Source organism: Pseudoalteromonas aurantia (assembly GCF_005886875.1).
Taxonomy (GTDB): domain Bacteria; phylum Pseudomonadota; class Gammaproteobacteria; order Enterobacterales; family Alteromonadaceae; genus Pseudoalteromonas; species Pseudoalteromonas aurantia_A.
In genome coordinates this window covers 1-21,846 of sequence record NZ_PNBY01000050.1, presented here as the reverse complement: position 1 = coordinate 21,846, position 21,846 = coordinate 1, and the positions used below count along the sequence as shown (strand labels likewise).

General features: G+C 42.0%; 21 protein-coding genes. 16 read left to right on the top strand and 5 right to left on the bottom strand.

Features of this window, described 5'->3' with window-relative positions; genetic code table 11:
* The first annotated feature begins 247 nt into the window (after positions 1-247).
* The 5 genes from CWC18_RS11010 to CWC18_RS10990 all read left to right on the top strand — a co-directional run bounded on the left by CWC18_RS11010 (position 248) and on the right by CWC18_RS10990 (position 5,688).
* Entirely contained in the window at positions 248-1,354 is a 1,107-nt protein-coding gene (locus tag CWC18_RS11010; RefSeq protein ID WP_138591681.1) for a phosphoribosylaminoimidazolesuccinocarboxamide synthase, read from the top strand.
* Between the two features lie 146 nt (positions 1,355-1,500).
* On the top strand, positions 1,501-2,133 hold the full coding sequence (locus CWC18_RS11005) for a methylamine utilization protein (protein ID WP_138675257.1): 633 nt from the start codon (positions 1,501-1,503) through the stop codon (positions 2,131-2,133).
* Positions 2,123-4,438, top strand: coding sequence for a bifunctional diguanylate cyclase/phosphodiesterase (locus CWC18_RS11000; protein ID WP_138675256.1), 2,316 nt, complete (start codon positions 2,123-2,125; stop codon positions 4,436-4,438). Before CWC18_RS11005 ends, CWC18_RS11000 begins: the two co-directional genes overlap by 11 nt.
* A complete protein-coding gene (locus tag CWC18_RS10995; RefSeq protein WP_138675255.1) occupies positions 4,425-5,252 on the top strand; it encodes a DUF3034 family protein in 828 nt (275 codons plus the stop codon). Before CWC18_RS11000 ends, CWC18_RS10995 begins: the two co-directional genes overlap by 14 nt.
* Entirely contained in the window at positions 5,227-5,688 is a 462-nt protein-coding gene (locus CWC18_RS10990) for a group I truncated hemoglobin (protein ID WP_249930105.1), read from the top strand. The genes CWC18_RS10995 and CWC18_RS10990 overlap by 26 nt, the downstream gene beginning before the upstream one ends.
* Here the strand turns inward: CWC18_RS10990 and CWC18_RS10985 are convergent.
* Both CWC18_RS10985 and CWC18_RS10980 read right to left on the bottom strand, forming a co-directional pair.
* Entirely contained in the window at positions 5,675-6,421 is a 747-nt protein-coding gene (locus CWC18_RS10985; RefSeq protein WP_138675254.1) for a glycosyltransferase family 25 protein, read from the bottom strand. The genes CWC18_RS10990 and CWC18_RS10985 overlap by 14 nt on opposite strands.
* Positions 6,422-6,483: 62 nt before the next feature.
* Positions 6,484-7,491 carry a glycosyltransferase family 9 protein gene (locus CWC18_RS10980; protein WP_138591677.1) on the bottom strand — a complete coding sequence of 336 codons (1,008 nt, stop codon included), beginning with the start codon at positions 7,489-7,491 and terminating at the stop codon, positions 6,484-6,486.
* 86 nt (positions 7,492-7,577) lie between these two features.
* Here CWC18_RS10980 and CWC18_RS10975 point away from each other — a divergent pair, with 86 nt between their 5' ends.
* Entirely contained in the window at positions 7,578-8,423 is an 846-nt protein-coding gene (locus tag CWC18_RS10975) for a sulfurtransferase (RefSeq protein ID WP_138591676.1), read from the top strand.
* Positions 8,424-8,743: 320 nt separating this feature from the next.
* Here the strand turns inward: CWC18_RS10975 and CWC18_RS10965 are convergent, their stop codons facing one another.
* Positions 8,744-9,082 carry a DUF5522 domain-containing protein gene (locus CWC18_RS10965; protein ID WP_138591675.1) on the bottom strand — a complete coding sequence of 113 codons (339 nt, stop codon included), beginning with the start codon at positions 9,080-9,082 and terminating at the stop codon, positions 8,744-8,746.
* Positions 9,083-9,218: 136 nt separating this feature from the next.
* Between CWC18_RS10965 and CWC18_RS10960 the strand changes: the two genes are divergently transcribed.
* Positions 9,219-9,551, top strand: a complete 333-nt coding sequence (locus CWC18_RS10960; protein WP_138591674.1) for a hypothetical protein — start codon at positions 9,219-9,221, stop codon at positions 9,549-9,551.
* A 26-nt stretch (positions 9,552-9,577) separates the two neighbouring features.
* Entirely contained in the window at positions 9,578-10,063 is a 486-nt protein-coding gene (locus CWC18_RS10955; RefSeq protein WP_138675253.1) for a hypothetical protein, read from the top strand.
* A 62-nt stretch (positions 10,064-10,125) separates the two neighbouring features.
* On the opposite strand, the gene CWC18_RS10950 is transcribed toward CWC18_RS10955, so the two are convergent.
* Entirely contained in the window at positions 10,126-11,094 is a 969-nt protein-coding gene (locus CWC18_RS10950; protein WP_138675252.1) for a class 1 fructose-bisphosphatase, read from the bottom strand.
* 157 nt (positions 11,095-11,251) lie between these two features.
* Here CWC18_RS10950 and CWC18_RS10945 point away from each other — a divergent pair, with 157 nt between their 5' ends.
* On the top strand, positions 11,252-13,681 hold the full coding sequence (locus CWC18_RS10945) for a zinc-dependent metalloprotease (protein ID WP_138675251.1): 2,430 nt from the start codon (positions 11,252-11,254) through the stop codon (positions 13,679-13,681).
* A 74-nt stretch (positions 13,682-13,755) separates the two neighbouring features.
* Here CWC18_RS10945 and argE read toward each other — a convergent pair whose 3' ends face one another.
* Complete coding sequence (gene argE / locus CWC18_RS10940) at positions 13,756-14,904, bottom strand: acetylornithine deacetylase (protein WP_138675250.1); 1,149 nt, start codon at positions 14,902-14,904, stop codon at positions 13,756-13,758.
* A gap of 184 nt (positions 14,905-15,088) precedes the next feature.
* Between argE and argC the strand changes: the two genes are divergently transcribed.
* From argC to CWC18_RS10910, 7 genes are all read left to right on the top strand, one after another.
* Complete coding sequence (gene argC / locus CWC18_RS10935) at positions 15,089-16,099, top strand: N-acetyl-gamma-glutamyl-phosphate reductase (RefSeq protein ID WP_138591685.1); 1,011 nt, start codon at positions 15,089-15,091, stop codon at positions 16,097-16,099.
* On the top strand, positions 16,093-16,872 hold the full coding sequence (gene argB / locus CWC18_RS10930; protein WP_138591670.1) for an acetylglutamate kinase: 780 nt from the start codon (positions 16,093-16,095) through the stop codon (positions 16,870-16,872). Before argC ends, argB begins: the two co-directional genes overlap by 7 nt.
* An 8-nt stretch (positions 16,873-16,880) precedes the next feature.
* The gene (locus CWC18_RS10925; RefSeq protein ID WP_432760751.1) at positions 16,881-17,804 is read left to right on the top strand and encodes an ornithine carbamoyltransferase; all 924 of its coding nucleotides are present in this window, start codon (positions 16,881-16,883) and stop codon (positions 17,802-17,804) included.
* Positions 17,805-17,812: 8 nt separating this feature from the next.
* On the top strand, positions 17,813-19,021 hold the full coding sequence (locus tag CWC18_RS10920) for an argininosuccinate synthase (protein ID WP_138591669.1): 1,209 nt from the start codon (positions 17,813-17,815) through the stop codon (positions 19,019-19,021).
* Between the two features lie 33 nt (positions 19,022-19,054).
* The gene (gene argH, locus CWC18_RS10915) at positions 19,055-20,920 is read left to right on the top strand and encodes an argininosuccinate lyase (RefSeq protein ID WP_138591668.1); all 1,866 of its coding nucleotides are present in this window, start codon (positions 19,055-19,057) and stop codon (positions 20,918-20,920) included.
* A gap of 183 nt (positions 20,921-21,103) precedes the next feature.
* Entirely contained in the window at positions 21,104-21,268 is a 165-nt protein-coding gene (locus CWC18_RS21025; RefSeq protein ID WP_171041088.1) for a hypothetical protein, read from the top strand.
* Between the two features lie 81 nt (positions 21,269-21,349).
* On the top strand, positions 21,350-21,811 hold the full coding sequence (locus tag CWC18_RS10910; RefSeq protein ID WP_138591667.1) for a hypothetical protein: 462 nt from the start codon (positions 21,350-21,352) through the stop codon (positions 21,809-21,811).
* Positions 21,812-21,846 lie beyond the last annotated feature (35 nt).

Sequence of the window (21,846 nt, the reverse complement as noted above, 5' to 3'; positions counted from 1 at the left end):
AAACCAAGCGGGCTAATGTCAATGAGATAGTATTACAGTTTTCATCTTAGCAACACCGAGTTTGGTTTAAATGCCGACTTTTGGCGATGAAACACCAACCTGATGGGATCCTGTTTAGTGGCTGTGTTTTCGTACGAACTTTTCGGCTATAGATTGTGATTTAAGCCCTAAAAGCTTATTATAGCGCCTCCTAACCCCCTCATATTTTTGTGCCCTTTAGCAAGGTGCATCCGGCCTTGGAGTAATAATGAGTAGCTACAAAGTTTTAGATGTAAATGATGATCTGCCAATTCGCACCAAAGGTGCAGTACATAGCGGTAAAGTGCGTTCAGTATATTGGTTAACTGATGCAGACAGCGCCCGTTTAATTGCAGATAAACAGTACGATGTACCCCATGGAACTGAATTAGCGATTATGGTTATTTCAGATCGTATCTCTGCTTTTGATTGTATTTGGCAAGGCGAGAATGGTTTGAATGGTGTACCAGGTAAAGGTATTGCCTTAAACAGTGTAGCAGCGCATTGGTTTAAGTTATTCGATGACGCGGGCCTTGCTGGCAATCATATTGTTGATATTCCACACCCATATGTGTGGATCGTAAGAAAAGCCAGTACAGTTAAAGTAGAAGCAATCGCTCGTCAGTACATTACGGGTAGTATGTGGCGCGACTATAGCAAAGGTGTGCGTAATTTCTGTGGTATTGATTTACCTGAAGGTCTAGAAGCGAATCAAAAGCTAGATGATGTTTTGATCACGCCTTCAACTAAGGGGATCATTACGGGTGTTGCAGATGTACCAGCCGTTGATGATGTGAATATTACCCGCAAAAATATTACTGATAACTTAGCTGCATTCAATTTTAATTCTGAGCAAGATGTTGCAAAATATGAGCAGCTACTTAGCGAAGGCTTTGCACTTATTAGCAATGAATTGGCTAAGCTCGATCAAATCTTTGTGGATACCAAGTTTGAGTTTGGTTATGTCGAGCAGCAAGATGGCAGCCAAAAGTTGATTTATATTGACGAAGTTGGTACGCCAGATTCAAGTCGGATCTGGGATGGCCCAGCGTACCGTGATGGTAAGATTGTTGAAAATTCAAAAGAAGGTTTCCGACAATTATTAATTAATAACGTGCCAGACAGTGACGTGCTACTTAATAAAGATCGCATGACTGAGCGTGAAGCGCTTGCTCATGGCTATAAACTGCCTGTAGATGTGTTGATGTCGGTATCTGATACCTATGTCGGTATTGCCAGTAAAATAGTGGGTAATCAATTGACTATTCCTGCTGATCCGCGTGCTGAAGTGATTGCGATCCTAGACCGTGATTACGGATTAATTACCGAGAAATAAAGCCAGTCAAACGTATGGTATTTGCCCAATAAACAGTAATTTAAATTGTTTATTGGGCGTTATCTCGCAAATACCTTGCAATTAAGCTACCTGTCACTTTTACTTAGGGTTATAAAGTAAAACTCTGATGGCAAGGTCAGCCTTTCATGTTTGTTACTCGTAGTGTTATTATTTTGTGTCTTATCAGTCTTACGGCTGCGCATGTGTGTGCAAAAACACTACAGATAACAGACCAAAACGGTCAACCATTACCAGGTGCTGTGGTGGAGGTTGAGCATGACATTATCATGGCCGCAGACACTACAATCGCCGTTATGGATCAAGTGGGTAAGCGTTTTTCTCCTCGGTTATTAACCATTAATAAAGGGCAAGCTGTACGGTTTCCCAATAGTGATGATATTCGTCATCATGTTTACTCTTTTTCAAAAACAAAGCCCTTTGAGCTAAAATTATATGCAGGTACGCCTAAAGCCCCCATCAATTTTGAACAAAGTGGGATAGTTGTGTTAGGTTGCAATATTCATGATTCGATGGTTGGCTATATTTATGTGGCTGATAGTCAATCAGTTTATGTGAGTAATGCGCTGGGTAATATAGAACTGCCTGATTTTACACAGCGTTATACTGTATGGCATGAAAGGCAAACGCGAGATATAAGTGAGCGTATTGAGTTCAACTGGCCTATTCGGCAGCGACATCAAAAAATAATAATTACAACGTCAGTACCTTTACCGCGCAACACCTTTGGTGAAGTATTTAAGGAACATCATGGGCACTAGTTTAAAAAACCGTATCATTTTATTGTGTGTGGGCTTGGTTTTACTGACCTCAATGGCAAGTTTAGTGAGCTTTTGGTGGTCGACTAGCCACTTTAATGAAAGACAGGTTCAGCAAGATTTAAAAGTGGCACAGAATGTTTACCAGCAATATTTAAAAGCCAAAGAACGTTTATTGGTGACAGCAGCCACTGTATTGACGGCTGATTTTGGGTTTAAACAAGCTGTTGCAACTCGAGATGCCGACACTATTCGCAGTGTGCTATACAACCACAGCCAGCGTATTGACGCAGATTTAATGCTGTTGCTTGATGTACATGGCAAGATGATCTCCGCAAATCAAGTTGATATTGTTCTCCCTGATGATAGCCGTGCGTTGATGAAAGCCTTACTGGCAAATGGTGAACGTTCGACTTTCATTGTGATCAGCGGCAAACTCTATCAAGCCATTATTCTACCCATAAAAGCACCAAGAACAATTGCATTTAGTATTGTAGGATTTGCGATTGATGAAACCGTTGCATTGGAACTAAAAGACCTCACCAGTATGGAAATGAGCTTTATTGGCCATGCCAGTGGTTTGAAAGCCAGCTCTATAATGGAATATCCGTCTGAGCAAGGTTTATTGGGGTACATTCATGGCCAAAGACTTAACCGTTGGTTTAAAGAACATCCGGTATTTATTAGTGCGGAGGTACCTTTAGCCGCGTTAGAAAGTAACCCGATTAGTGTGGTATTAAGTGCTGATTTGAGTCGTCATTACCAAGAGTTTGACCAATTGGTTCTCACCATTATTCTGTTATCTTGCGGTACGATTGTTTTAGGTTTTATTGCCAGCGGTATATTGGCAAATAACTTAACGACACCACTTCAACAACTCACGGTGATGGCTAAGCAGTTCGCACAAGGTAATTATTTGGCCACGCTTACTGAGACCAAACCCAGTAAAGAAATTTGTGAACTGGTGGATGCATTCCACGAGATGGGTGAAGACATTCAAACGCGTGAGAAGCAAATTCGTTTTCAAGCACGCCACGATAATCTTACCGGATTTTATAACCGCTCTGCTGCGTTGGATTTATTAAGCAAGCATTTATCTGGTTCTGAACAATTTTACTTGGTGGCCATTGATATTAAAGGTTTGCGTCATATCAATGATAAGTTAGGGCCGAGAGTTGGTGACAGTTGTATTCAGGCTGTAGCTGAGCGGATGAAAAGTGTCACAGAAGCAATGAAAGGGTTTAATGCACGCTTGGGAGGAGATGAATTTTTAACGGTGTTATCAGCGAAGCCTGGCAGCACGAAACAGGCGTGTGTAACTCAATTACTGAGCTTACTGACTGATTGCTATACCATTCAAGGGCTTGATATTACCCTGCGTTTTAGCGTCGGTGTGGTTTGCTATCCAGAACAAGCACAGACCCCTGATGATTTGATCCGTAGAGCGTTAATAGCGGTCGATACTGCAGCGCATGCGGGTGATGAAGTTTACTATTATCAAGATGGCGAAGATGAAGAACACTTAGAACGATTACAGATCATTGATGAACTGAAACAAGCCTTGATTGCCGACGACGGGCAATTATTTATGACGTACCAGCCTAAGCTTAATTTAAATAATCAACAAATCGATAAAGTCGAGTCACTCATTCGTTGGAAACGCAGCAACGGGGATTGGGTCTCGCCCGAGTTATTCATTGATTTAGCGGAGCAGTCAGGGTTAATCGTTGAATTAACTCAATGGGTGGTCAGCACGGTTGTGATGCAAGTGAGTGAATGGTTATCACAAGGTTTGACAATGAAAGCAGCCATTAATGTATCAGCACAAGATATTGCCGACGATGGTTTTTTACCGCATTTGAAGCGAATATTAGCTGATAATACTGTGCCAGCGAATCTCATCACTATTGAGCTAACCGAGCGAGATATGATTGAGAATGAGGCGAAAGGCATTGCGGTGTTACAAGCCCTTAAATCGTTAGGAGTAATGATTTCTTTAGATGATTATGGTGTGGGCCAAACTTCGTTAGGGCGTTTGAAAATGTTACCTATTGACGAATTGAAATTGGATAAAGTCTTTATTTTAAAATTAGACGAGTCTCATCAAGATCAGTGCATTGTTCACTCTACAATCACTTTGGGGCATCAATTAGGGTTTTGTGTGGTTGCTGAAGGCGTAGAAAATCAACCATCACTGGATTTATTAGAGCAGATGAAATGTGATTATGCTCAGGGTTATCATTTGAGCCGGCCCTTAGCTGCCGCGGATTTTTCCAAGTGGTTGGGCCGTTATCATGAGGTGGGCTAAGTACGTTATCTTACTGTGCGGGTTTTTTATAGAGGCGAAGGCTGCTGAAGGTAAGCTATTAGCCACACCGGGCACTTCATCAATTGATGGCAGTGCTGGTGGCGGGATAGTGCCTTGGGCGCAATTATCTAATTATGCAAGTGACAATGAGTGGGGAGGGAGTGCGTTTTGTAGTGGCGCGGCGCTCAGTGATTATCGCCTGAATGTATGCGGAGCGCAGCTTAATCTATTCGATAGGTTAGAACTCAGTGTTGCTGATCAAGCTTTTACGGTAGTCGCGACGGATACGATGATCAAGCAGTCTGTATTGGGTATGAAAGTACGATTGTATGGTGATGTGGTGTATAGCCGCTGGCCGCAAATGAGCGTGGGAGTTATGCACAAGTCATTGTCTGATGATGCAGTTGCCCAGCAGCTAGGCGCATCTGAATCGCAAGGCAATGATCTTTATTTCGCAGTAAGTAAGTTACAATTAGGCGCGATCGCAGGGTATCATTGGTTTTGGAATGCGACTACGCGATATAGTGAAGCGAATCAAAATGGTTTGTTAGGTTATGGAGGGCCAGATCACTCGAGCCGTTGGCACTTTGAAGCAAGTTCTGCAATTTTCCTGACTCCACATATGGCCGTTGGCTATGAATTTAAAGAAAAATCTCAAAACCTTGGGCTTGGCGAATCACATTGGCGTACTGCTTTTTTGGCTTGGTTTCCTAACAAATCGATGACAGTGACCGCTGCTTGGTTAAATTTTGGCTCAATCGCTGGGTCTAAATCACAAAAAGGGGTGTATGTGTCACTTACGGGGTACTTTTAAGCTGATGCAACGTTTTTTTAGAAGCGTGACCTTATGCATTACTCTCATAAGTCTATTTGGGTGTCAGACGCTCCATAAGCGTAATTCGTTATACCAACAATTTGGTGGTCAGGCCAAAATTGAACACGTTATAGATGCGTTTATTCTACGGATAGGGGCTAACTCACAAATTATTCATTACTTTTCAGACAGCAATATATCGCACTTTAGAGCTGGCTTTATTAATCATATGTGTGCTTTATTAGAGGGACCCTGTGAATATAACGGCGATTCAATGGTGAAAATACACACAGGGATGAATATTAATGAACGAGATTTCAATCTGGTGGTTGAATTATTCATCAATGCGATGACTGATGCACATATTCCTTATCAAATACAAAATAAAGTACTCGCTAAACTCGCCCCATTACGCTGTGAAATCATCGAGGTTTAATGACTTTGTTCAAATCCCCAGAAATTTTTTTACGTTGTAAATACATGGCAATTCGGTGCTTTGCATTTCTTAAAAAGGTGCTTCTATTAGAATGAGCCCCAGCATTCGCGTTTGCAATTTCGCTTATAAAAGAGAGGTCTTCACTGAGTGGGTATGGCTTAATTCCGACTAAATTTAGATTTACTTCACTGTGAAATTGGATATCAACGTCTACAGGTCTGAAAAAAGGTTTACGCTGTAAAAGCTTTTTAGCGCCAGATAAGCTAATGGCATAGCCTTGAGTCCCATTGGGGACCTTAAAGTAATTGCCTAGTGTTAGTGGTGTGGCTAAAGTGAAACTTTCAATAAAAGGGTTTGCTCGATTATCAGATAACTTGATCATATCCCAGTTGTTGAGCATATTTAATTGGTCGATTGTTTTACTGAGATGTTCCTCAATGATTAGGTCATCTTCTAAAATGATAGCCGCGGGCATATTTTTATCGTGTATATGCTGCCACACACGCATATGGCTAATGTAGCAACCTATTTCACCTGGAGTCATATTTCGATGGTGTTTACGTAAATTAGCGTCAGCATCATACCATGTTGAGATTTCAGCTTCGCTCAGTGATTTTCCTACGGTTGCTTCAAATCTCACACACTCTAAGCCTAAGCTATGCAGTCTACTATGGGTTTTCTGCCAGCGCTCGGCGCTGCTCTTCATATTAATAACAAAAATTGGTAGCGGCATGTCGATACTACGTAAACTAAATATTTATATATAATACCGAAAATACAAATAAATGTAGAGTGTTAACGATTTAATAACCTCAGTCCTGCTTTTACAATACCATGTGGCGTAATTGAGGTGATAATGTTTGACTCAATGAGACTGGTACTATTACTTCTAATGGCAATGAAATTGTCATTTTTAGGTTCAACAATAGACCAAGGTGATGTACCAAAACCGACCAATGCGATACATGGAGTACCGACAGCACAGGCCATATGCATAGGCCCAGAATCAATGCTTATCATTAAATCCATTACCGCAATGTTATCAATAAGTATGGGTAAGGTTGTTTTACCACTTAGGTCTGTTATTTGCACCTCATGATGGTAGTGAGCATGGCGTAAACATGCGTTATCTTGACTTTCGCTTTGATCTCCAAAAACAAAAAATTGGCACTGAAGTTGTTTGGTAAGCTGTGTAATTACTTGTTGAGCAAGTTCTGTTGGATAATGACGGCTCCCCTTATTTTGACCACCAAAATATAGCCCGACCTTTAATGCCGAGTTGTCAGGTAAAGGGCTCTTTAGAGGACTAGAACGCAATTTGGGTGCTGAATAAGTCTCGAACGGTTGCCCATGAGTGTCATTCACTAACCTACAGTAGCGATGAATATAATGATGGCATGGATTGAGTTTGAGTGCATGACTGAGAAAACCTGAACGTAAATTTTGCGCATATCCTATGACATGCGAAATACCTACGAACTTACATAAAATAGCTTCTCGTAGGGAGCCCCTTAACAGTAATGCAAGTGAAAAATGATAACTTTTAAGTAGGCTAGCTAAGTGCCAAAACGACTGTTTTTGACCTTTTGTATATCGGTTGTCTTCAATCACTTCTATATTTGGGATGGTCGTCTTTTGCAATAATTCGATTAAATGGGGGCGAGCGAGTAAATAAATATGCTGCTCGGGGTATAACTTACTCAGTAACTCAAGTGCAGGCAGAGTATTAATAACATCCCCAATAAATTTAGGTAACACGACTAATAGTGGGCCTGTAATGAAATTCGGGTTTATTATTTTCATAGCAATGAGTAAGTTTATTACTGTTTTTATTCGATTTAATATTACAGTACATGATATCTGAAGTTAAATTATAACATAGAGCTTTTATGAAAAACTTGAAAAGTTGTGCATGGGTAGCAAAGCATTTAGAGAGTGTTTTGGTGTTTGATGCGGGGATTGTGAAACCAGGACAAGATGAGCCCTATAAGCCTTTTACAATTGTTAAGGGGGCGCAACGCTTTGATATTAGTTACGCTTTGTCTGAAGAGAATACGGCACTGTCTAATATGATGTGTGATCAATACCAATTTCAGGCTCACATGCGTCAATTGGGTGTGAACCAAACTGATACCATTGTGGTGTATGACGATAAAGGGCTTTTTTCAGCTGCGAGGGCTTGGTGGATGTTAAAAAGTATGGGATTTGAACAGGTTTTTATTATGGATGGGGGCTTGCCAGAGTGGGTACGGTGCGGCTATGCAACTCAGCAAGCGTATAGCAAAACAAACGAAATTGGTGACTTTATAGCGCAACCTGATATCACCAGAACGTATTTTATTGACAAAGAAAAGGTGCTTAACTCTATACCTGACAGTGATAGTTTGTTACTTGATGCACGCAGCCCGCTGCGCTTTTCTGGGGGGGAGCCCGAGCCCCGCATAGGTATGCGTGGTGGTCACATCCCGAACAGCAAAAATTTACATTACAGCGCTTTATTATCTGAAAGTGGGTTAGTTCGGCCGTTAGCTGAATTACACATTATTTTTAATCGATTGGATTGCACAGACAAAAGCTTACAGTTTAGCTGTGGATCAGGTGTGACGGCATGCATATTGGCACTTGCTGCGGATGAATGTGGGTACCGTGATTTATCCGTTTACGATGGCTCATGGAGTGAGTGGGGGAATTCGGCACTCAGTGGCGAACTTCCTATTCACTGTGATGAAGGGTAGATCAGAGTGTGTAATTCGGATAAGGCAAGTTGCGGCGTAATTTCTAATGTGTTTGTACTATTCGGGTCTAGCGCAGCTTGCAATGGCAGAGTTGAACACCCTTTTAACGCGATATTGGCGTCATCAGTGCTTTGATTACACGAATAACTTTACGCTCACCGTACTGCGAGATAGAGGGAATAAAAGGCCATAATTGTGCAAGCAGCGAATTTCACAACCAGTCAGATGTGTCACCGCCGATAATAATTGTTTGCGGATTCAGTAGTGACTCAATGGTATGTATAGCCAGTCTCAACGGCTCTTTCGCTTTTATGAGCCAGTTAGCGTGTTGTGTAAGGGCAATACCGGCAATTATTACCACAGCATTTTCCACGTTTTAAATGAGCCCATCGCGTCATAACCATAAAACCTTCTTCCATGTCGTAATCAAGCCCTTCAATAAAAGAGTTTGAGTGGGCGTATTGTTTTGCCAACTTTACTTGTTGGCGGATCGGCTGGTTTGCCATTTTTTCAATTTTTTGACGAATAGATGATATTAAACAGGTGCGACACAGGCAGCCTTTATCTGTTTGTAATGGCATAATATTAGGCATGTCCATGCACCAGCAGTGTTCACTGTTGCGACAAGTGAGTATTTGTTGGCAGTGATTACAGTGCATACGGTGATCTCCTGAGGCTGAACAAACATCAAGTGACGCATAATACCACAACTCGCTTTTTAGGTTTTTATGTTGATGGTTTTAATGCAAAAAGAAGATTGGTTTTTTCTATTGTAATAATATCGGTAACTTAATAATGACTGACAGATTCACCCATATTGAGGCAATTAAAGCCGTGGTTTTTTTCGGCGAACAGCGCAATGATGCATTTTCAGCCTTGTTGCAATTTGAGCAAAGCCAAATAGTTTATACGGTAACGAATGCTGACTTAACCTCGGTATTACAACGGGTTTTGTCATTAGAAATAAACTGTGATGATTTAGCGTTATGGGCAAACTTATTGGAAATTAGAGGTGATATTGATCATACACAGGTTGAAGGGGCGCTTTATGCGTTAGCCAACCCAGATCAAATGGGGGCACTCACGATGGATAAGGTGAGCAAGCTGATAGCCTTGATCGACAAATAAATAGAGGGATACATAAAGCGATGATAATGAGTGTGTTATGTCCTAAGGCGGTGTTTGATAAGTACGAGGATGCGACCTTTAAACTGGTAATGCTAGAGCCAAGTGTGGCGTTACAAGACTACGAGGTCGTGATGCGTAACCAGGTTAGGCTACGCGCTTTTTTTAAGGGTATAATGAATTGGCCAAAAGCAGACATGACATTAGCAGAAAACACGGCGTCTTTGGCCCACCATCAAAGTGAGTTTGAGCAACGAGAGGCGTTTGCATTTAGCGTGTTCAAAGTAGCCACTAGAGCCTGTATTGGCAGTGTTTATGTCGATGCAAGTCGCAATATTGAATTTGATTGCGAGCTTTACTTTTGGCTTGATGAAAAAGAGTTACAGCTTGAGCCACAATTGGCGAACGCATTATGTGATTGGTTACAACAAGACTGGGGTTTATTAAGAGTCGCTTTGGTGGGGAGGGAAATATCATTGTCAGATTGGTTAAGAGATATAAAAGCTCAGAGTTAAGCATATCTTAGCTAGTTGAATAGCAGTGCACACTATGATTCAACTAGCTTTAACAGACTGAATTACTTATGGTAATTTAGGCAGGTTTCTACTTCATTCTTAGAGCCTAAAATCACCGCAACACGTTGGTGGATTGCATCTGGTGCAATATCCATAATACGTTGCTCACCAGTATGGGCGATGCCACCGGCTTGCTCGACGAGCATTGCCATAGGGTTGGCTTCATAAAGTAAACGTAATTTGTATGGCTTTTCAGGGTTTTTCGTATCTGTAGGGTAAGTGAAAATGCCACCGCGGCATAATACCCTATGTACATCACCTACCATGGCGGCGATCCAGCGCATATTGAAGTCTTTTGCTCGCGGGCCAGTACTTCCAGCCTGTAAATCATTGATGTAGTTTTGCATTGCCGGTTGCCAATGGCGCTGATTTGACGCGTTAATTGCGTATTCTTGCGTGTCTTCAGGGATTTTTGCAAACTCTTCTGTCAGTAAGAAACTGCCATGCGTTTTATCAAGGGTAAAGATGCGGGTGCCTTTACCAGTGGTGAGTGCAAGCGTCGTGCTCGGGCCATATAAAACATAGCCGGCTGCAACTTGCTGGTGGCCAGGCTGCATGAAAATAGCAGGGTCTGCAGGATCAGCCTCTTTTGGTGCAGCCATAATTGAGAATATAGTGCCAACTAAAGAGTTAATATCGGTATTTGATGAGCCATCTAGGGGATCAAAAGCCACGATATAGTCAGCATCAGGGTTACCGGCGACCGTATAATCTTCTTCTTCAGATGCGATGGCTTTGACGTATCCAGACTCTAGTAAAATGTCTTTTAGCAGTTGATTTGATAAAACATCTAACTTCTTTTGAGTCTCGCCTTGGATATTCTCATCCAGTGTTGAACCTAATACGCCAGAGAGTGCACCTTGACCAACACGAAAGGAAATTTCTTTACATGCCGCTAAGATAGTACGAATAAGTGACAGTAATTCTCTAGAGCAACCATCTTCAATTAACACCGGGGGCAGTCTACGCATAATTTTTGATCCTGATAACGTTTTGGTTGCTGTTTATTTATGTGAGAGACAACAACAACCGCGCTGAATTTCGTCTTAAAATGGCTGAACTTTGTATACAATTTTATATACTAGGCGCATTACGACCATTAAAACCTCTAATAACAAAGGTAAGAATATGCAAAAGTCTAAGTTACTCCCTTATATTCTCTGCACTTTGCTAGGCGCTATGATAACCCAAGCGCACGCAGCAATTAAGTCTATTGATGAGTTTACTGACAAACTTAATCACTTTCCTGGCTATTATTCATTTTTTGCCGATAACCATAGTGGCAAAATTTACTTAGATGTAGATAAGTTTAAACAGCCATTCTTATTACAGCATAGCTTGCCATATGGGGTTGGTTCAAATGATATTGGCCTAGATCGTGGGCAATTAGGTGGCACGTACATGGTGCAGTTTGAACGCTTTGGTGACAAAGTGATGTTGCGAGCGCTAAATACGTATTATCAAGCAAGCTCAAATAATGCGGCTGAACAGCAAAGCGTAAAAGAGGCGTTTGCGTCGAGTGTATTACATGGTTTTAAGGTGGTTGCAGAAGACAATGACAGTGTGCTTGTCGATTACACCCCTTATTTATTGACGGATGTACATGGTGTAAGCCGTACATTAGCGGCGAGAAAGCAAGGTAGCTTTAGCTTAGATAGCGCAAGAAGTGCGGTGTTTATGCCGCGTTCAAAAGCATTTGTTGATAATACCGAGTTAGAAGCATTACTCACATTTAAAGGTAAGAACCCTGGCGAATATGTGCGTCAAGTCAGCGCAGATCCTCATGTATTAACAGTGCATCAGCATCACTCTTTAGTGAAGCTGCCGGATAGTAATTACACACCTCGCAAGTTCCATCCACAATCAGGTTTTTGGAGCATTGAACATAAAGATTACTCAGCTCCTTTGAGTAAGTCGATGTTTGTACGTTATATTCCTCGCCACCGTTTAGCGAAAAAAGATCCGACACAGGCCGTAAGTGAGCCAGTTAAACCGATTATTTATTATTTAGATCCCGGTGTTCCTGAGCCGGTTAAAACAGCCTTATTAGAAGGTGCGCAGTGGTGGGATGAGGCGTTTGTGGCGGCAGGCTATAAGAATGCTTTTCAAGTAAAAATGCTGCCAGCGCATGCTGATCCTATGGATATTCGTTACAACGTGATCCAATGGGTGCACAGAGCAACGCGTGGCTGGTCATATGGTGCTTCTGTTATTGACCCGCGAACTGGGGAGATCATTAAAGGCCACGTTACATTAGGTTCGCTGCGTGTTCGTCAAGATATTCTTATTGCCCAAGCTTTGGCTGCGCCTTTTGCCAAAGGGGACGAAGTGACTAAAAACTTGCATGCCATGGCACTTGATCGCATTCGTCAATTAAGCGCACATGAGATTGGTCATACATTGGGGATTGCGCATAATTTCTCTGCGTCAGCAAAAGAGCGTGCATCGGTGATGGATTATCCTCATCCATTGGTTGGCTTCGATGGTCAAGGCAAACTAGATATTACCCAAGGCTATGCCAAGGGCATGGGAGACTGGGATAAGCAAGTCGTAAAGTATGGATATAGTGACTTTGGTGCCAATGATGAAGCGCAAGCATTAGCAGCAATATTGGCAGATAATCGAGCGCAAGGGCTGGAGTTTATTTCCGACAGAGATGCAAGAGCGCAAGGTGGTGCGCATCCAACGGCACACTTATGGGACAATGGTAACGATCCATCCGCGGAATTATTACGCGTACTCGATGTACGAAAGCAGGCTCTCAGTACGTTTGGGATCACTAATCTAAAACAGGGAGAAGCCTTGTCTCAGCTTGAGGAAAAGTTAGTACCATTGTACTTGTTCCATCGTTTTCAGGTTGAGTCTGCGGTTAAACTCATCGGAGGTGTTGATTATGACTATGAAGTGCGTGGTGAGCAGCCTGTAAAAGGCGCACAGGTAGTACCAAAAGCGCAGCAGCAGCAAGCATTAGTTGCTATGCTAGCAACTTTAGAGGTAGGTGCATTACAAATACCAGAATCAATATTAGCAATCTTGCCGCCTAAGGCGTACGGCGAGTCAAAGACACGTGAAAGTGTATATGGGCGCACAGGTTTAACATTTGATGCAATGGCATTGCCTGAAGCGTCAGCCAATCATACTTTAAAATTACTTTTCAATTCACAACGACTGAATCGAATTGCGCAGCAAGGTGCGAGATCACCAAGTGCATTGAGTTTAGATGACTTACTCAGTCAAACGTACGATCACATCTTTAATAATAAAGAGCAGCTTGCAATGGGTAAGAAATTAGCGCAGCGCGTGCAATTTCTAACCGCGAAAAAGCTGGCGGACTTGAGCATTAGCGAACAGGTCGACCCAGAAGTGCAGGCGCAGCTACGTTTTTATTTAACTCAATTAGTGGAAGAATATACGCAATCAGGGTTATTTAATGATGTTTCTAAAGGAGAGAGTGCATTTAAGCAGTTTTTATCTGAACACGTGCAGTATTTTTTAGCATCTGGGCAGTGGCCAGTGAATTATAAGGCAATTAAAACGCCACCAGGCTCTCCTATTTAAATCGCCATTAAGAGGTCACTTCCTCAATTTAAAGCGCTTGTATTTCGTCAAATACAAGCGCTATTTTAGCAGCTTTATTCAAAGCAACAACTTTGAATAAGTTTGCTGATGATATTTTTCGACGGTTCTATTTTTTCCATTGCGAGGTACTCATCAGGCTGATGTGCTTGTTTAATTGAGCCAGGCCCCATGACGATGGTTTCGCAACCAAGTTGCTGTATAAAAGGCGCTTCAGTGCAATAATTGACGGCGACAGCTTGTTCTTCTGATATTTTTTCTGCGAGTTTGACGAGTGCATTATCATTTGAGCCACTAAAAGCGGGTATAGGTTCATGCATATCAACAACAGATACACTATTAGGAAACTCATCGTTAATGGGTTTAATTGCATTGAGTAATAATAGCTGTAGTTCTTGAATACTAAGTCCTGGCAGTGGCCGTATGTCTATATGTAATTCACAACAGCCACAAATTCTGTTGGCGTTATCACCGCCATGAATATGACCTAAATTGAGTGTTGGGTAAGGTATTGCAAAATGCTCGATTGAATATTTATTCTTTAGTTCTTCTTTTAGTTGCAACAATTTTGCAATCACAGTGTGCATGATCTCTATGGCATTCAACCCCCGCTCAGGATCTGAGCTATGGCCAGAGCGCCCCACAATTCGAATTGCGCATGTCATATGACCTTTATGCATAAAAACCGGCGTCATATCGGTCGGTTCTCCTATGATACAGCGTGCAGGCTTTAGGGTCGGGTGTTTGGCAATTTCTTGTGCCCCCGCCATCGTGGTTTCTTCATCCGCAGTTGCAAGAATTAAGATAGGTTGGGTTTGCTTACTGAGGTCGAACTCACTTATTGCATCAATTACAAAGGCAAAAAAACCCTTCATATCAATAGTTCCTAGCCCATAAAACTTATTGTCTTTGATTTCAAGGCTAAAAGGGTCTTGGCTCCATCGGCTATCGTCAAATGGCACGGTGTCAGTGTGCCCCGCTAACATAAGTCCGCCTTCACCGGCGCCACGTTTAGCCAGCAAGTTATATTTCCCTGGTGCACTTTCTAATTCTGTTATCTCTATGGTAAACCCTAAATTTTCGCACCAGCTTGCCAATAAGTTGATGGTGCTGAGGTTGCTCATATTCAGCGACTCATCTAATGCACTAATGGAAGGGCTTGCGATCAATTGTGTGTACATAGATAAAAAACTGGGGTTTTGCATTATTTTTCCAAAATATTTATTCAAAGTAATTGCATAACAATGTAAAGGTGTTTAAGATGAATATCAATTCACTTTTTTAGCATAAATATACTTTAGGGGCTGGCATGCGACGATATTCATTCACTATTTAATTCCACAGTAAGTATAAAAATGCAATTGATAATTAAGAGTAAGTAGCAAAATGATGAATGTAGTGATTATTGGCGCCAGTGGATATAGTGGCGCAGAGCTTGCCAGTTTAGTCGCCAAACACCCCGATTTTTCCCTAGCGGGTTGTTATGTGTCGGAGCAAAGTCTGGATAAAGACAAGTTACTAAGTGAGTTGTATCCAGAACATACGGGTTTGCTCGACACCCTTTTATTACCGTTAACTGAAAAGGCTTTTTCAGTTATTGAGCAGCAAGCGGATTATGTTTGCTTGTGTACCGACCATAAGGTAAGCGTGGAATTAGCCCCAAAGTTTTTAGCTTTGGGCAAAAAGGTCTTTGATTTGTCAGGTGGATATCGTTTGGCAAAAACCAGTGACTACGATACATATTATGGCTTTGAGCATCCATATGCGCAGTGGCTTGAACAGGCGCAATATGGCTTGGCTGAATGGTATGCTCAAGATATTGCTGATGCACAGTTAATCGCTGTGGCTGGCTGTTACCCCACTGCAGCACTGAATGCACTCAAACCTTTAAAAGAGGCCAATTTACTTACCGACGATCAAGTGATCATTAATGCCGTATCAGGCGTTACAGGGGCGGGCAGAAAAGCCAATATTGCGACGCACTTTTGTGAAGTATCGTTGGCCCCCTATGGCTTATTTACACATCGTCATACCCCTGAAATAGCGCAATATTTAGATCACCCTGTGTTGTTTACACCTCACTTAGGCAACTTTCCTCGTGGGATTTTAGAAACCATCTACCTTACTTTAAAGCCGGGTACACGTAGTGAAGATGTAGAGAAGGCTTATCAAGTATTAGCGGATGAGCCGTTAATTCGCTTAAAGGGCAGCACGATCCCGACGATTAAAGGTGTGGTTAAGCAGCCTTATGTTGATATTGGTTGGCAGCAGCAAGGTGAGCAACTCATTGTGGTTGTTGCTATCGACAATTTACTTAAAGGCGCAGCAGGACAAGCTTTACAATGTATGAATATTGTCAATCAAAAGCCTAGTTACATTGGCTTAAAAGGAGTGTGCTGATGAAAACCTGGGTTATCAAAGTGGGGGGCGCCGTTTTAAATACCGAGGAAGCTGCAAGCGAGTTGTTTTTAAAAATGGCCGAGATCATATCCCATTCGTCAGACAATCAATTTGTGTTGGTACATGGCGGCGGTGCTTTAGTTGATCGCTGGCTTAGCGATGCTGGTTTTGCGAGCGCAAAACATCAGGGGTTACGGATCAGTCCTAAAGAGCAAATGCCTTACATTATTGGTGCACTTGCTGGGTGTGCTAATAAGCAGCTTATGGCGCAAGCGATTGTCGCAAATTTGCAACCTTTCGGTTGTAGTTTATATGAAGCAGGCATAACCACCACGCAAAAGCTGAAAGCTTTGGCACAGGTTGGCGAGTGTGGCACAGGTGGTTGCAGCGTTCTACCAGAACTACTGGCAATGGGGAAGTTACCTGTTGTGAGCTCCATTGGTATTGGCAATGACGGGCAGTTGTTTAATGTAAATGCTGATGAAGCAGCGGCGGCCATTGCCAGTGAACTAAACGCTGAACTGATTTTTATGACAGATGTAGAAGCCGTACTAGATGCTGAAAAAAAACCGCTGCATCACTTAGATGAACATGAAATAGAACAACTTATAGCAAAAGGAGTCATCGTGGGCGGAATGGAGGTCAAAGTGAAGACCAGCCTTCGCGCAGCCCAACATTTACGACGAGGGGTGTATATCTCAAGTTGGCAGAAGCCACAAAACCTGGCAGCCCTAGTTAATGGGGAACATGTTGGAACAAAAATTACACCTTAGGAATAGTAATGACGATGACACATTTTTTAACTGGCCTTGAGCTAGATAAGAGTCAAGCATTATCCTTGCTTGATTTAGCACTGAACATAAAACAACAGCCGCAAGAATACAGCCAAGCTTTAGCTGGTCAATCTGTGGTGACTTTATTTGAAAAGCCAAGTTTACGGACTCGCTTATCATTTGATATTGGCATAAATAAATTAGGCGGCCATGCTGTTTATTTAGATCAACAAAATGGCGCAATGGGTAATCGTGAGTCGGTGCAAGATTTCGCACTAAATATAGCGACCTGGGCTGATTGCTTGGTGGCGCGTGTAAATCAACACAGTACACTGAAGACACTGTCTGAAAACTCCTCGATTCCAATCGTGAATAGTTTATGCGACTTATATCACCCTTGTCAGGCATTGGCTGACTTTTTAACACTCAAAGAAGTGTATGGTGATGTGAGCCAGCTTAAACTCGCTTTTATAGGGGCTGGTAATAATGTAACGCATTCATTGATGTTGTTGGCTGCAACACTAGGCACTGACTTTGTGGTTGTGTGCCCTAAAGGGTACTCACCTGATGCGCAAATTGTTAAGCAGGCAGAACAAATTGCTGCAGTTAATGGCGCGTCAGTATTGATCAGTGACCGTGTGGAGGCTGCTGCGGGTTCTAATGTGTTATATGCAGATACTTGGGTTTCTATGGGTGATAGTACACCGCTTGAACAAGTAAAGCAGACTTTTCTACCCTATCAAATTAATCAAGCTTTAGTTGAGCAAACAGGCGCGAGCAGTATTTTGCATTGCCAACCTGCTCACCGTGAATACGAGATCACGTCTGAAGTGATGGATGGGAAGCATTCAAAAATTATTCAACAAGCCGAAAACCGGATGCATGCACAAAATGCACTACTGGTATCGTTGTTAAATCCAAATTATGTGTAAGGAAAATCATGAATAAATTTAAAAAAATCGTACTGGCATACTCTGGCGGGTTAGACACTTCAGCAATTGTGCCATGGTTAAAAGAAACTTATGGGTGTGAAGTCGTCGCATTTGTTGCTGATGTAGGTCAGGGTGAAGATGAGCTTGCGGGTGTGGAAGAAAAAGCCATTGCATCTGGCGCATCTGAATGCCACATCGTTGACCTTAAAGAGGAAATGGTCAGTGATTATATCTACCCTACTTTACAGACGGGTGCTATTTATGAAGGCACTTATTTGCTCGGTACTTCGATGGCAAGACCTATCATTGCCAAAGCGCAAGTTGAAATTGCGCGTAAAGTAGGTGCTGATGCACTGTCGCATGGCTGTACAGGTAAAGGAAATGATCAAGTTCGTTTTGAAGCCTGTTTCGCCGCTTTAGCACCCGATCTTGAGGTGATTGCACCATGGCGAGAATGGGATTTGACCAGTCGAGAATCGTTACTAGAATACCTCGCTGAGCGTGACATTCCATGTGCCGCCTCAGCCACAAAAATTTATAGCCGTGATGCCAATGCATGGCATATTTCTCATGAAGGTGGTGAGCTTGAAGATCCTTGGAATCAACCGAGTGATCAAGTATGGACTATGACCAATTCTCCAGAAGAAGCGCCGGATACCCCTGAGTTTGTTTCTGTTTCAGTCGAAAAAGGCCAAATAGTTGCTGTGAATGGCGAGCGTTATAGCCCCTATAACTGTCTGGTCCAGCTTAATAGTATTGCAGCCCCTCATGGTGTTGGTCGTGTCGACATTGTTGAGAATCGTTTGGTTGGCATGAAATCTCGTGGTTGTTATGAAACCCCGGGTGGGACGGTCATGATGGCTGCATTGCAAGCGATTGATGAACTCATTTTAGATAAATCAAGTCGTAAATGGAAAGAGACACTGGGGAATGAGTTTGCACATTTAGTTTATGACGGGCGTTGGTTTACACCATTAAAGGCGTCTATTTTAGCCGGTGCTGAAGCACTTTGCGAATTGGCAACGGGCGAGGTGGTATTGAAGCTTTATAAAGGTCAAGTACACGCAGTGCAAAAGCAGTCGGTCAATAGTTTATACAGTGAAGATTTTGCCACATTTGGTGATGATGACGTTTATGACCAATCGCATGCAGAAGGATTTATTCGATTGTTTTCGTTATCTAGCAGAATCGCAACCTTAAATAAGAAGTCTAAGTAGTTGAGTTAATAGTACTGAGTTCGGAGAGTAGAAATGGCATTATGGGGTGGCCGGTTTTCAACAGGCCCAGACGCTGCATTTAAACAATTTAATGATTCACTGCCATTTGATTATCAAATGGCAGTGCAAGATATTATTGGTTCGATTGCATGGGCTGGGGCACTGAAGCAAGTGGATGTTTTATCTGATACAGAGCACCATGAATTAGTAGTTGCGCTGCAACAGTTACGTATTGAGGTGGAGGAAAACCCACAAAGTGTCGCGACTGCGGGGTATGAAGATATTCATTCGTATGTGGAAGCTATGCTGATTGAGAAAGTGGGCGCTCTTGCCAAAAAGTTGCATACTGGTCGCAGTCGTAATGATCAGGTCGCAACTGATTTTCGGTTATGGAGCCGCCAAACCGCAGAACAGATTTTAAGTGCTATTGGCGAATTGAAAGCTGAATTTATCGCCACTGCTGAGCGTGAGTTAGGGACCATTTTACCAGGCTACACGCATTTACAGCGAGCTCAACCGGTACTTTTTAGTCATTGGTGCATGGCCTACGTAGAGATGTTAGAGCGCGATGAATCGCGTTTGAGCGATGCAATAAAACGTTTAAATGTTTGCCCTCTCGGCAGTGGTGCGTTAGCAGGCACCGCGTACCCAATTGATCGTGATGCGCTTGCGAGTGAACTCGGCTTCAGTGAGGCATCACGCAATAGCTTGGATGCAGTTTCTGACAGGGATTTTGTGGTTGAATTATTAAGCTGTGCGAGTATTTCTATGATCCATTTATCTCGCTTTGCGGAGGATTTAATTTTTTATAATTCCGGTGAAGCAGGGTTCATAGAGCTTGCAGATAATGTTACATCGGGCTCTTCATTAATGCCGCAGAAGAAAAACCCAGATGCCCTTGAATTGATCCGAGGTAAAACAGGACGTGTGTTTGGTGCATTTAGTGCCATGATGATGACCCTAAAAGCGTTACCTCTTGCTTATAATAAAGACATGCAGGAAGACAAAGAGGGGCTGTTTGATGCCATGCCAACGTGGTTAGCATGCATTCATATGGCGCAAGCGTGTTTAAAAGGCTTAAAGGTGAACGCTGAACGTACTTTATCTGCAGCCCAAGGTGGACACGCTAATGCAACCGAGCTTGCTGATTATTTAGTTGCGAAGGGGATCCCTTTTCGAGAAGGGCACCACATTGTTGGGCAGTTAGTAAAGATTGCGATTGAAAAGCAAGTAAATCTAGAGCAACTGGCGCTAGATGAGTTTAAAGCTGTATGCAGTGTGATAGAAGAAGATGTATATCCCGTTTTAGAAATTGACGCCTGTATTGCCGCTCGGCAAGCATTAGGTGGCACATCTTTGCCGCAAGTAAGTAGTGCGATTAAGACAGCGAAAAAAAAACACCAAATTACGGTAAGGGACGCAACTTTAAATGATGTCGAGGCAATCGCGGGTCTAGTGCAGTATTGGGCCAAAGTGGGTGAGAATTTACCTCGGGCAAAAAGTGATATGGTGCACTCTATCAATGAGTTTGCAGTCACGGAAGTCGACGGCAAAGTCACAGGCTGTGCCTCTTTGTATATTTATGACACAGGGTTAGCGGAGATCCGCTCGCTAGGGATCAACCCCAAGGTGAATGCAAAGGGGCAAGGGCAGCAATTGGTTGATTATTTGTTGTGTAAAGCTAAAAGGTTAGCGCTGCATCGGATTATTGTGTTAACCAGAGTGCCTGGGTTTTTTACAAAGCAGGGGTTTACTGACTGCACTAAAGAGAGTTTACCAGAAAAGGTAATGAAAGATTGTGAATTATGTTTAAGAAAAGACAATTGCGATGAGGTGGCGATGGAGTACATGCTAACCTCTAAGGCTAGTAATTTCATATCTTGTCGGTATGTTGCGTAACTAGAGTAATCGTAAAAAATATAGTATTATGTCATTTATTGGTATTGTTTTTTTTGTTTTTTACCTAGGTGTTAATTTTTTTAACATCTTGGCTTGGTCTTTGCTTAATTTCAATGGTATTGGTTTTTTTGACACTTCGGGCATGGAGTGTCATGAAACGAGCATTGAAACTGAGGAAAGTTCATGATAAAAGTAATTAAAGCGTTATTAAAAAGTAGAAACTCATCGCAAAGCACTAGTCAAAATAAAACCTTTTCTGATAAGGTTTTAGATATCAATACTTTACGCACAGTATCGGGGGCTCGAGGCGGCGGTGGTCTGCACTGTACGGAGAACTGTAGGCCCTAGATAAACAATGCATTTTAGGAAGGCAATATTTTTACATTAACAGAATTAGGTTTACACTTCGACACGATCATTCTGATTGGTATGGTTCTAGGGTTTCTCCTAAATCTATTTTTCTTTATATCTGGAGTTAGCAAAGATTTATCTTTATTGCTAACTTCAGGTGTGATGGCTGCTTCTTATTTTATTAGTAATCATTTTATTTCATTGAGTGATATTGGTGTTTGGGTTTATATTGAATGGGCAATTTATGATTTATTGACGATTTCTTCTATTCTTTTCTGTCACTATTTTTTCTCTAAAAAATTCTGTGTGGCAGCTTATTATGTCTTTTTTGGTCTTTTCATTAATACTTTTTTGTATTTTCTTATATTTTCTGATTTTTATTTTATGAAAACAACAGAGCGCTGGTGGTTTTGGAGCTTTTATACTATCGCTGTTAATGTTGTAGATGTAGTGATGGTTGCTGTTTTGATTGTAAATAAAGATTTTATGTTTCTTGTCAAAGGGAATGGTATTTTAAAAAAAATTTTAGCTAAGTTATAATTTTTTTTAATTTACTCCCGAATTCAACATCGAAG

Excerpts from the sequence above, each read along its gene's own strand:
- CWC18_RS10995 (WP_138675255.1), top strand. The coding sequence starts at position 4,425 with ATGAGGTGGGCTAAGTACGTTATCTTACTGTGCGGGTTTTTTATAGAG.
- CWC18_RS10965 (WP_138591675.1), bottom strand. The coding sequence starts at position 9,082 with ATGCACTGTAATCACTGCCAACAAATACTCACTTGTCGCAACAGTGAA.
- CWC18_RS10960 (WP_138591674.1), top strand. The coding sequence starts at position 9,219 with ATGACTGACAGATTCACCCATATTGAGGCAATTAAAGCCGTGGTTTTT.
- CWC18_RS10950 (WP_138675252.1), bottom strand. The coding sequence starts at position 11,094 with ATGCGTAGACTGCCCCCGGTGTTAATTGAAGATGGTTGCTCTAGAGAA.
- CWC18_RS10975 (WP_138591676.1), top strand. The coding sequence starts at position 7,578 with ATGAAAAACTTGAAAAGTTGTGCATGGGTAGCAAAGCATTTAGAGAGT.
- argH (WP_138591668.1), top strand. The coding sequence starts at position 19,055 with ATGGCATTATGGGGTGGCCGGTTTTCAACAGGCCCAGACGCTGCATTT.
- CWC18_RS10925 (WP_432760751.1), top strand. The coding sequence starts at position 16,881 with ATGACGATGACACATTTTTTAACTGGCCTTGAGCTAGATAAGAGTCAA.
- CWC18_RS10990 (WP_249930105.1), top strand. The coding sequence starts at position 5,227 with ATGTGTCACTTACGGGGTACTTTTAAGCTGATGCAACGTTTTTTTAGA.
- CWC18_RS10985 (WP_138675254.1), bottom strand. The coding sequence starts at position 6,421 with ATGCCGCTACCAATTTTTGTTATTAATATGAAGAGCAGCGCCGAGCGC.
- argC (WP_138591685.1), top strand. The coding sequence starts at position 15,089 with ATGAATGTAGTGATTATTGGCGCCAGTGGATATAGTGGCGCAGAGCTT.
- CWC18_RS21025 (WP_171041088.1), top strand. The coding sequence starts at position 21,104 with ATGATAAAAGTAATTAAAGCGTTATTAAAAAGTAGAAACTCATCGCAA.
- CWC18_RS11005 (WP_138675257.1), top strand. The coding sequence starts at position 1,501 with ATGTTTGTTACTCGTAGTGTTATTATTTTGTGTCTTATCAGTCTTACG.
- CWC18_RS10955 (WP_138675253.1), top strand. The coding sequence starts at position 9,578 with ATGAGTGTGTTATGTCCTAAGGCGGTGTTTGATAAGTACGAGGATGCG.
- CWC18_RS10920 (WP_138591669.1), top strand. The coding sequence starts at position 17,813 with ATGAATAAATTTAAAAAAATCGTACTGGCATACTCTGGCGGGTTAGAC.
- CWC18_RS10945 (WP_138675251.1), top strand. The coding sequence starts at position 11,252 with ATGCAAAAGTCTAAGTTACTCCCTTATATTCTCTGCACTTTGCTAGGC.
- CWC18_RS10980 (WP_138591677.1), bottom strand. The coding sequence starts at position 7,491 with ATGAAAATAATAAACCCGAATTTCATTACAGGCCCACTATTAGTCGTG.
- argE (WP_138675250.1), bottom strand. The coding sequence starts at position 14,904 with ATGCAAAACCCCAGTTTTTTATCTATGTACACACAATTGATCGCAAGC.
- CWC18_RS11010 (WP_138591681.1), top strand. The coding sequence starts at position 248 with ATGAGTAGCTACAAAGTTTTAGATGTAAATGATGATCTGCCAATTCGC.
- CWC18_RS10910 (WP_138591667.1), top strand. The coding sequence starts at position 21,350 with ATGGTTCTAGGGTTTCTCCTAAATCTATTTTTCTTTATATCTGGAGTT.
- CWC18_RS11000 (WP_138675256.1), top strand. The coding sequence starts at position 2,123 with ATGGGCACTAGTTTAAAAAACCGTATCATTTTATTGTGTGTGGGCTTG.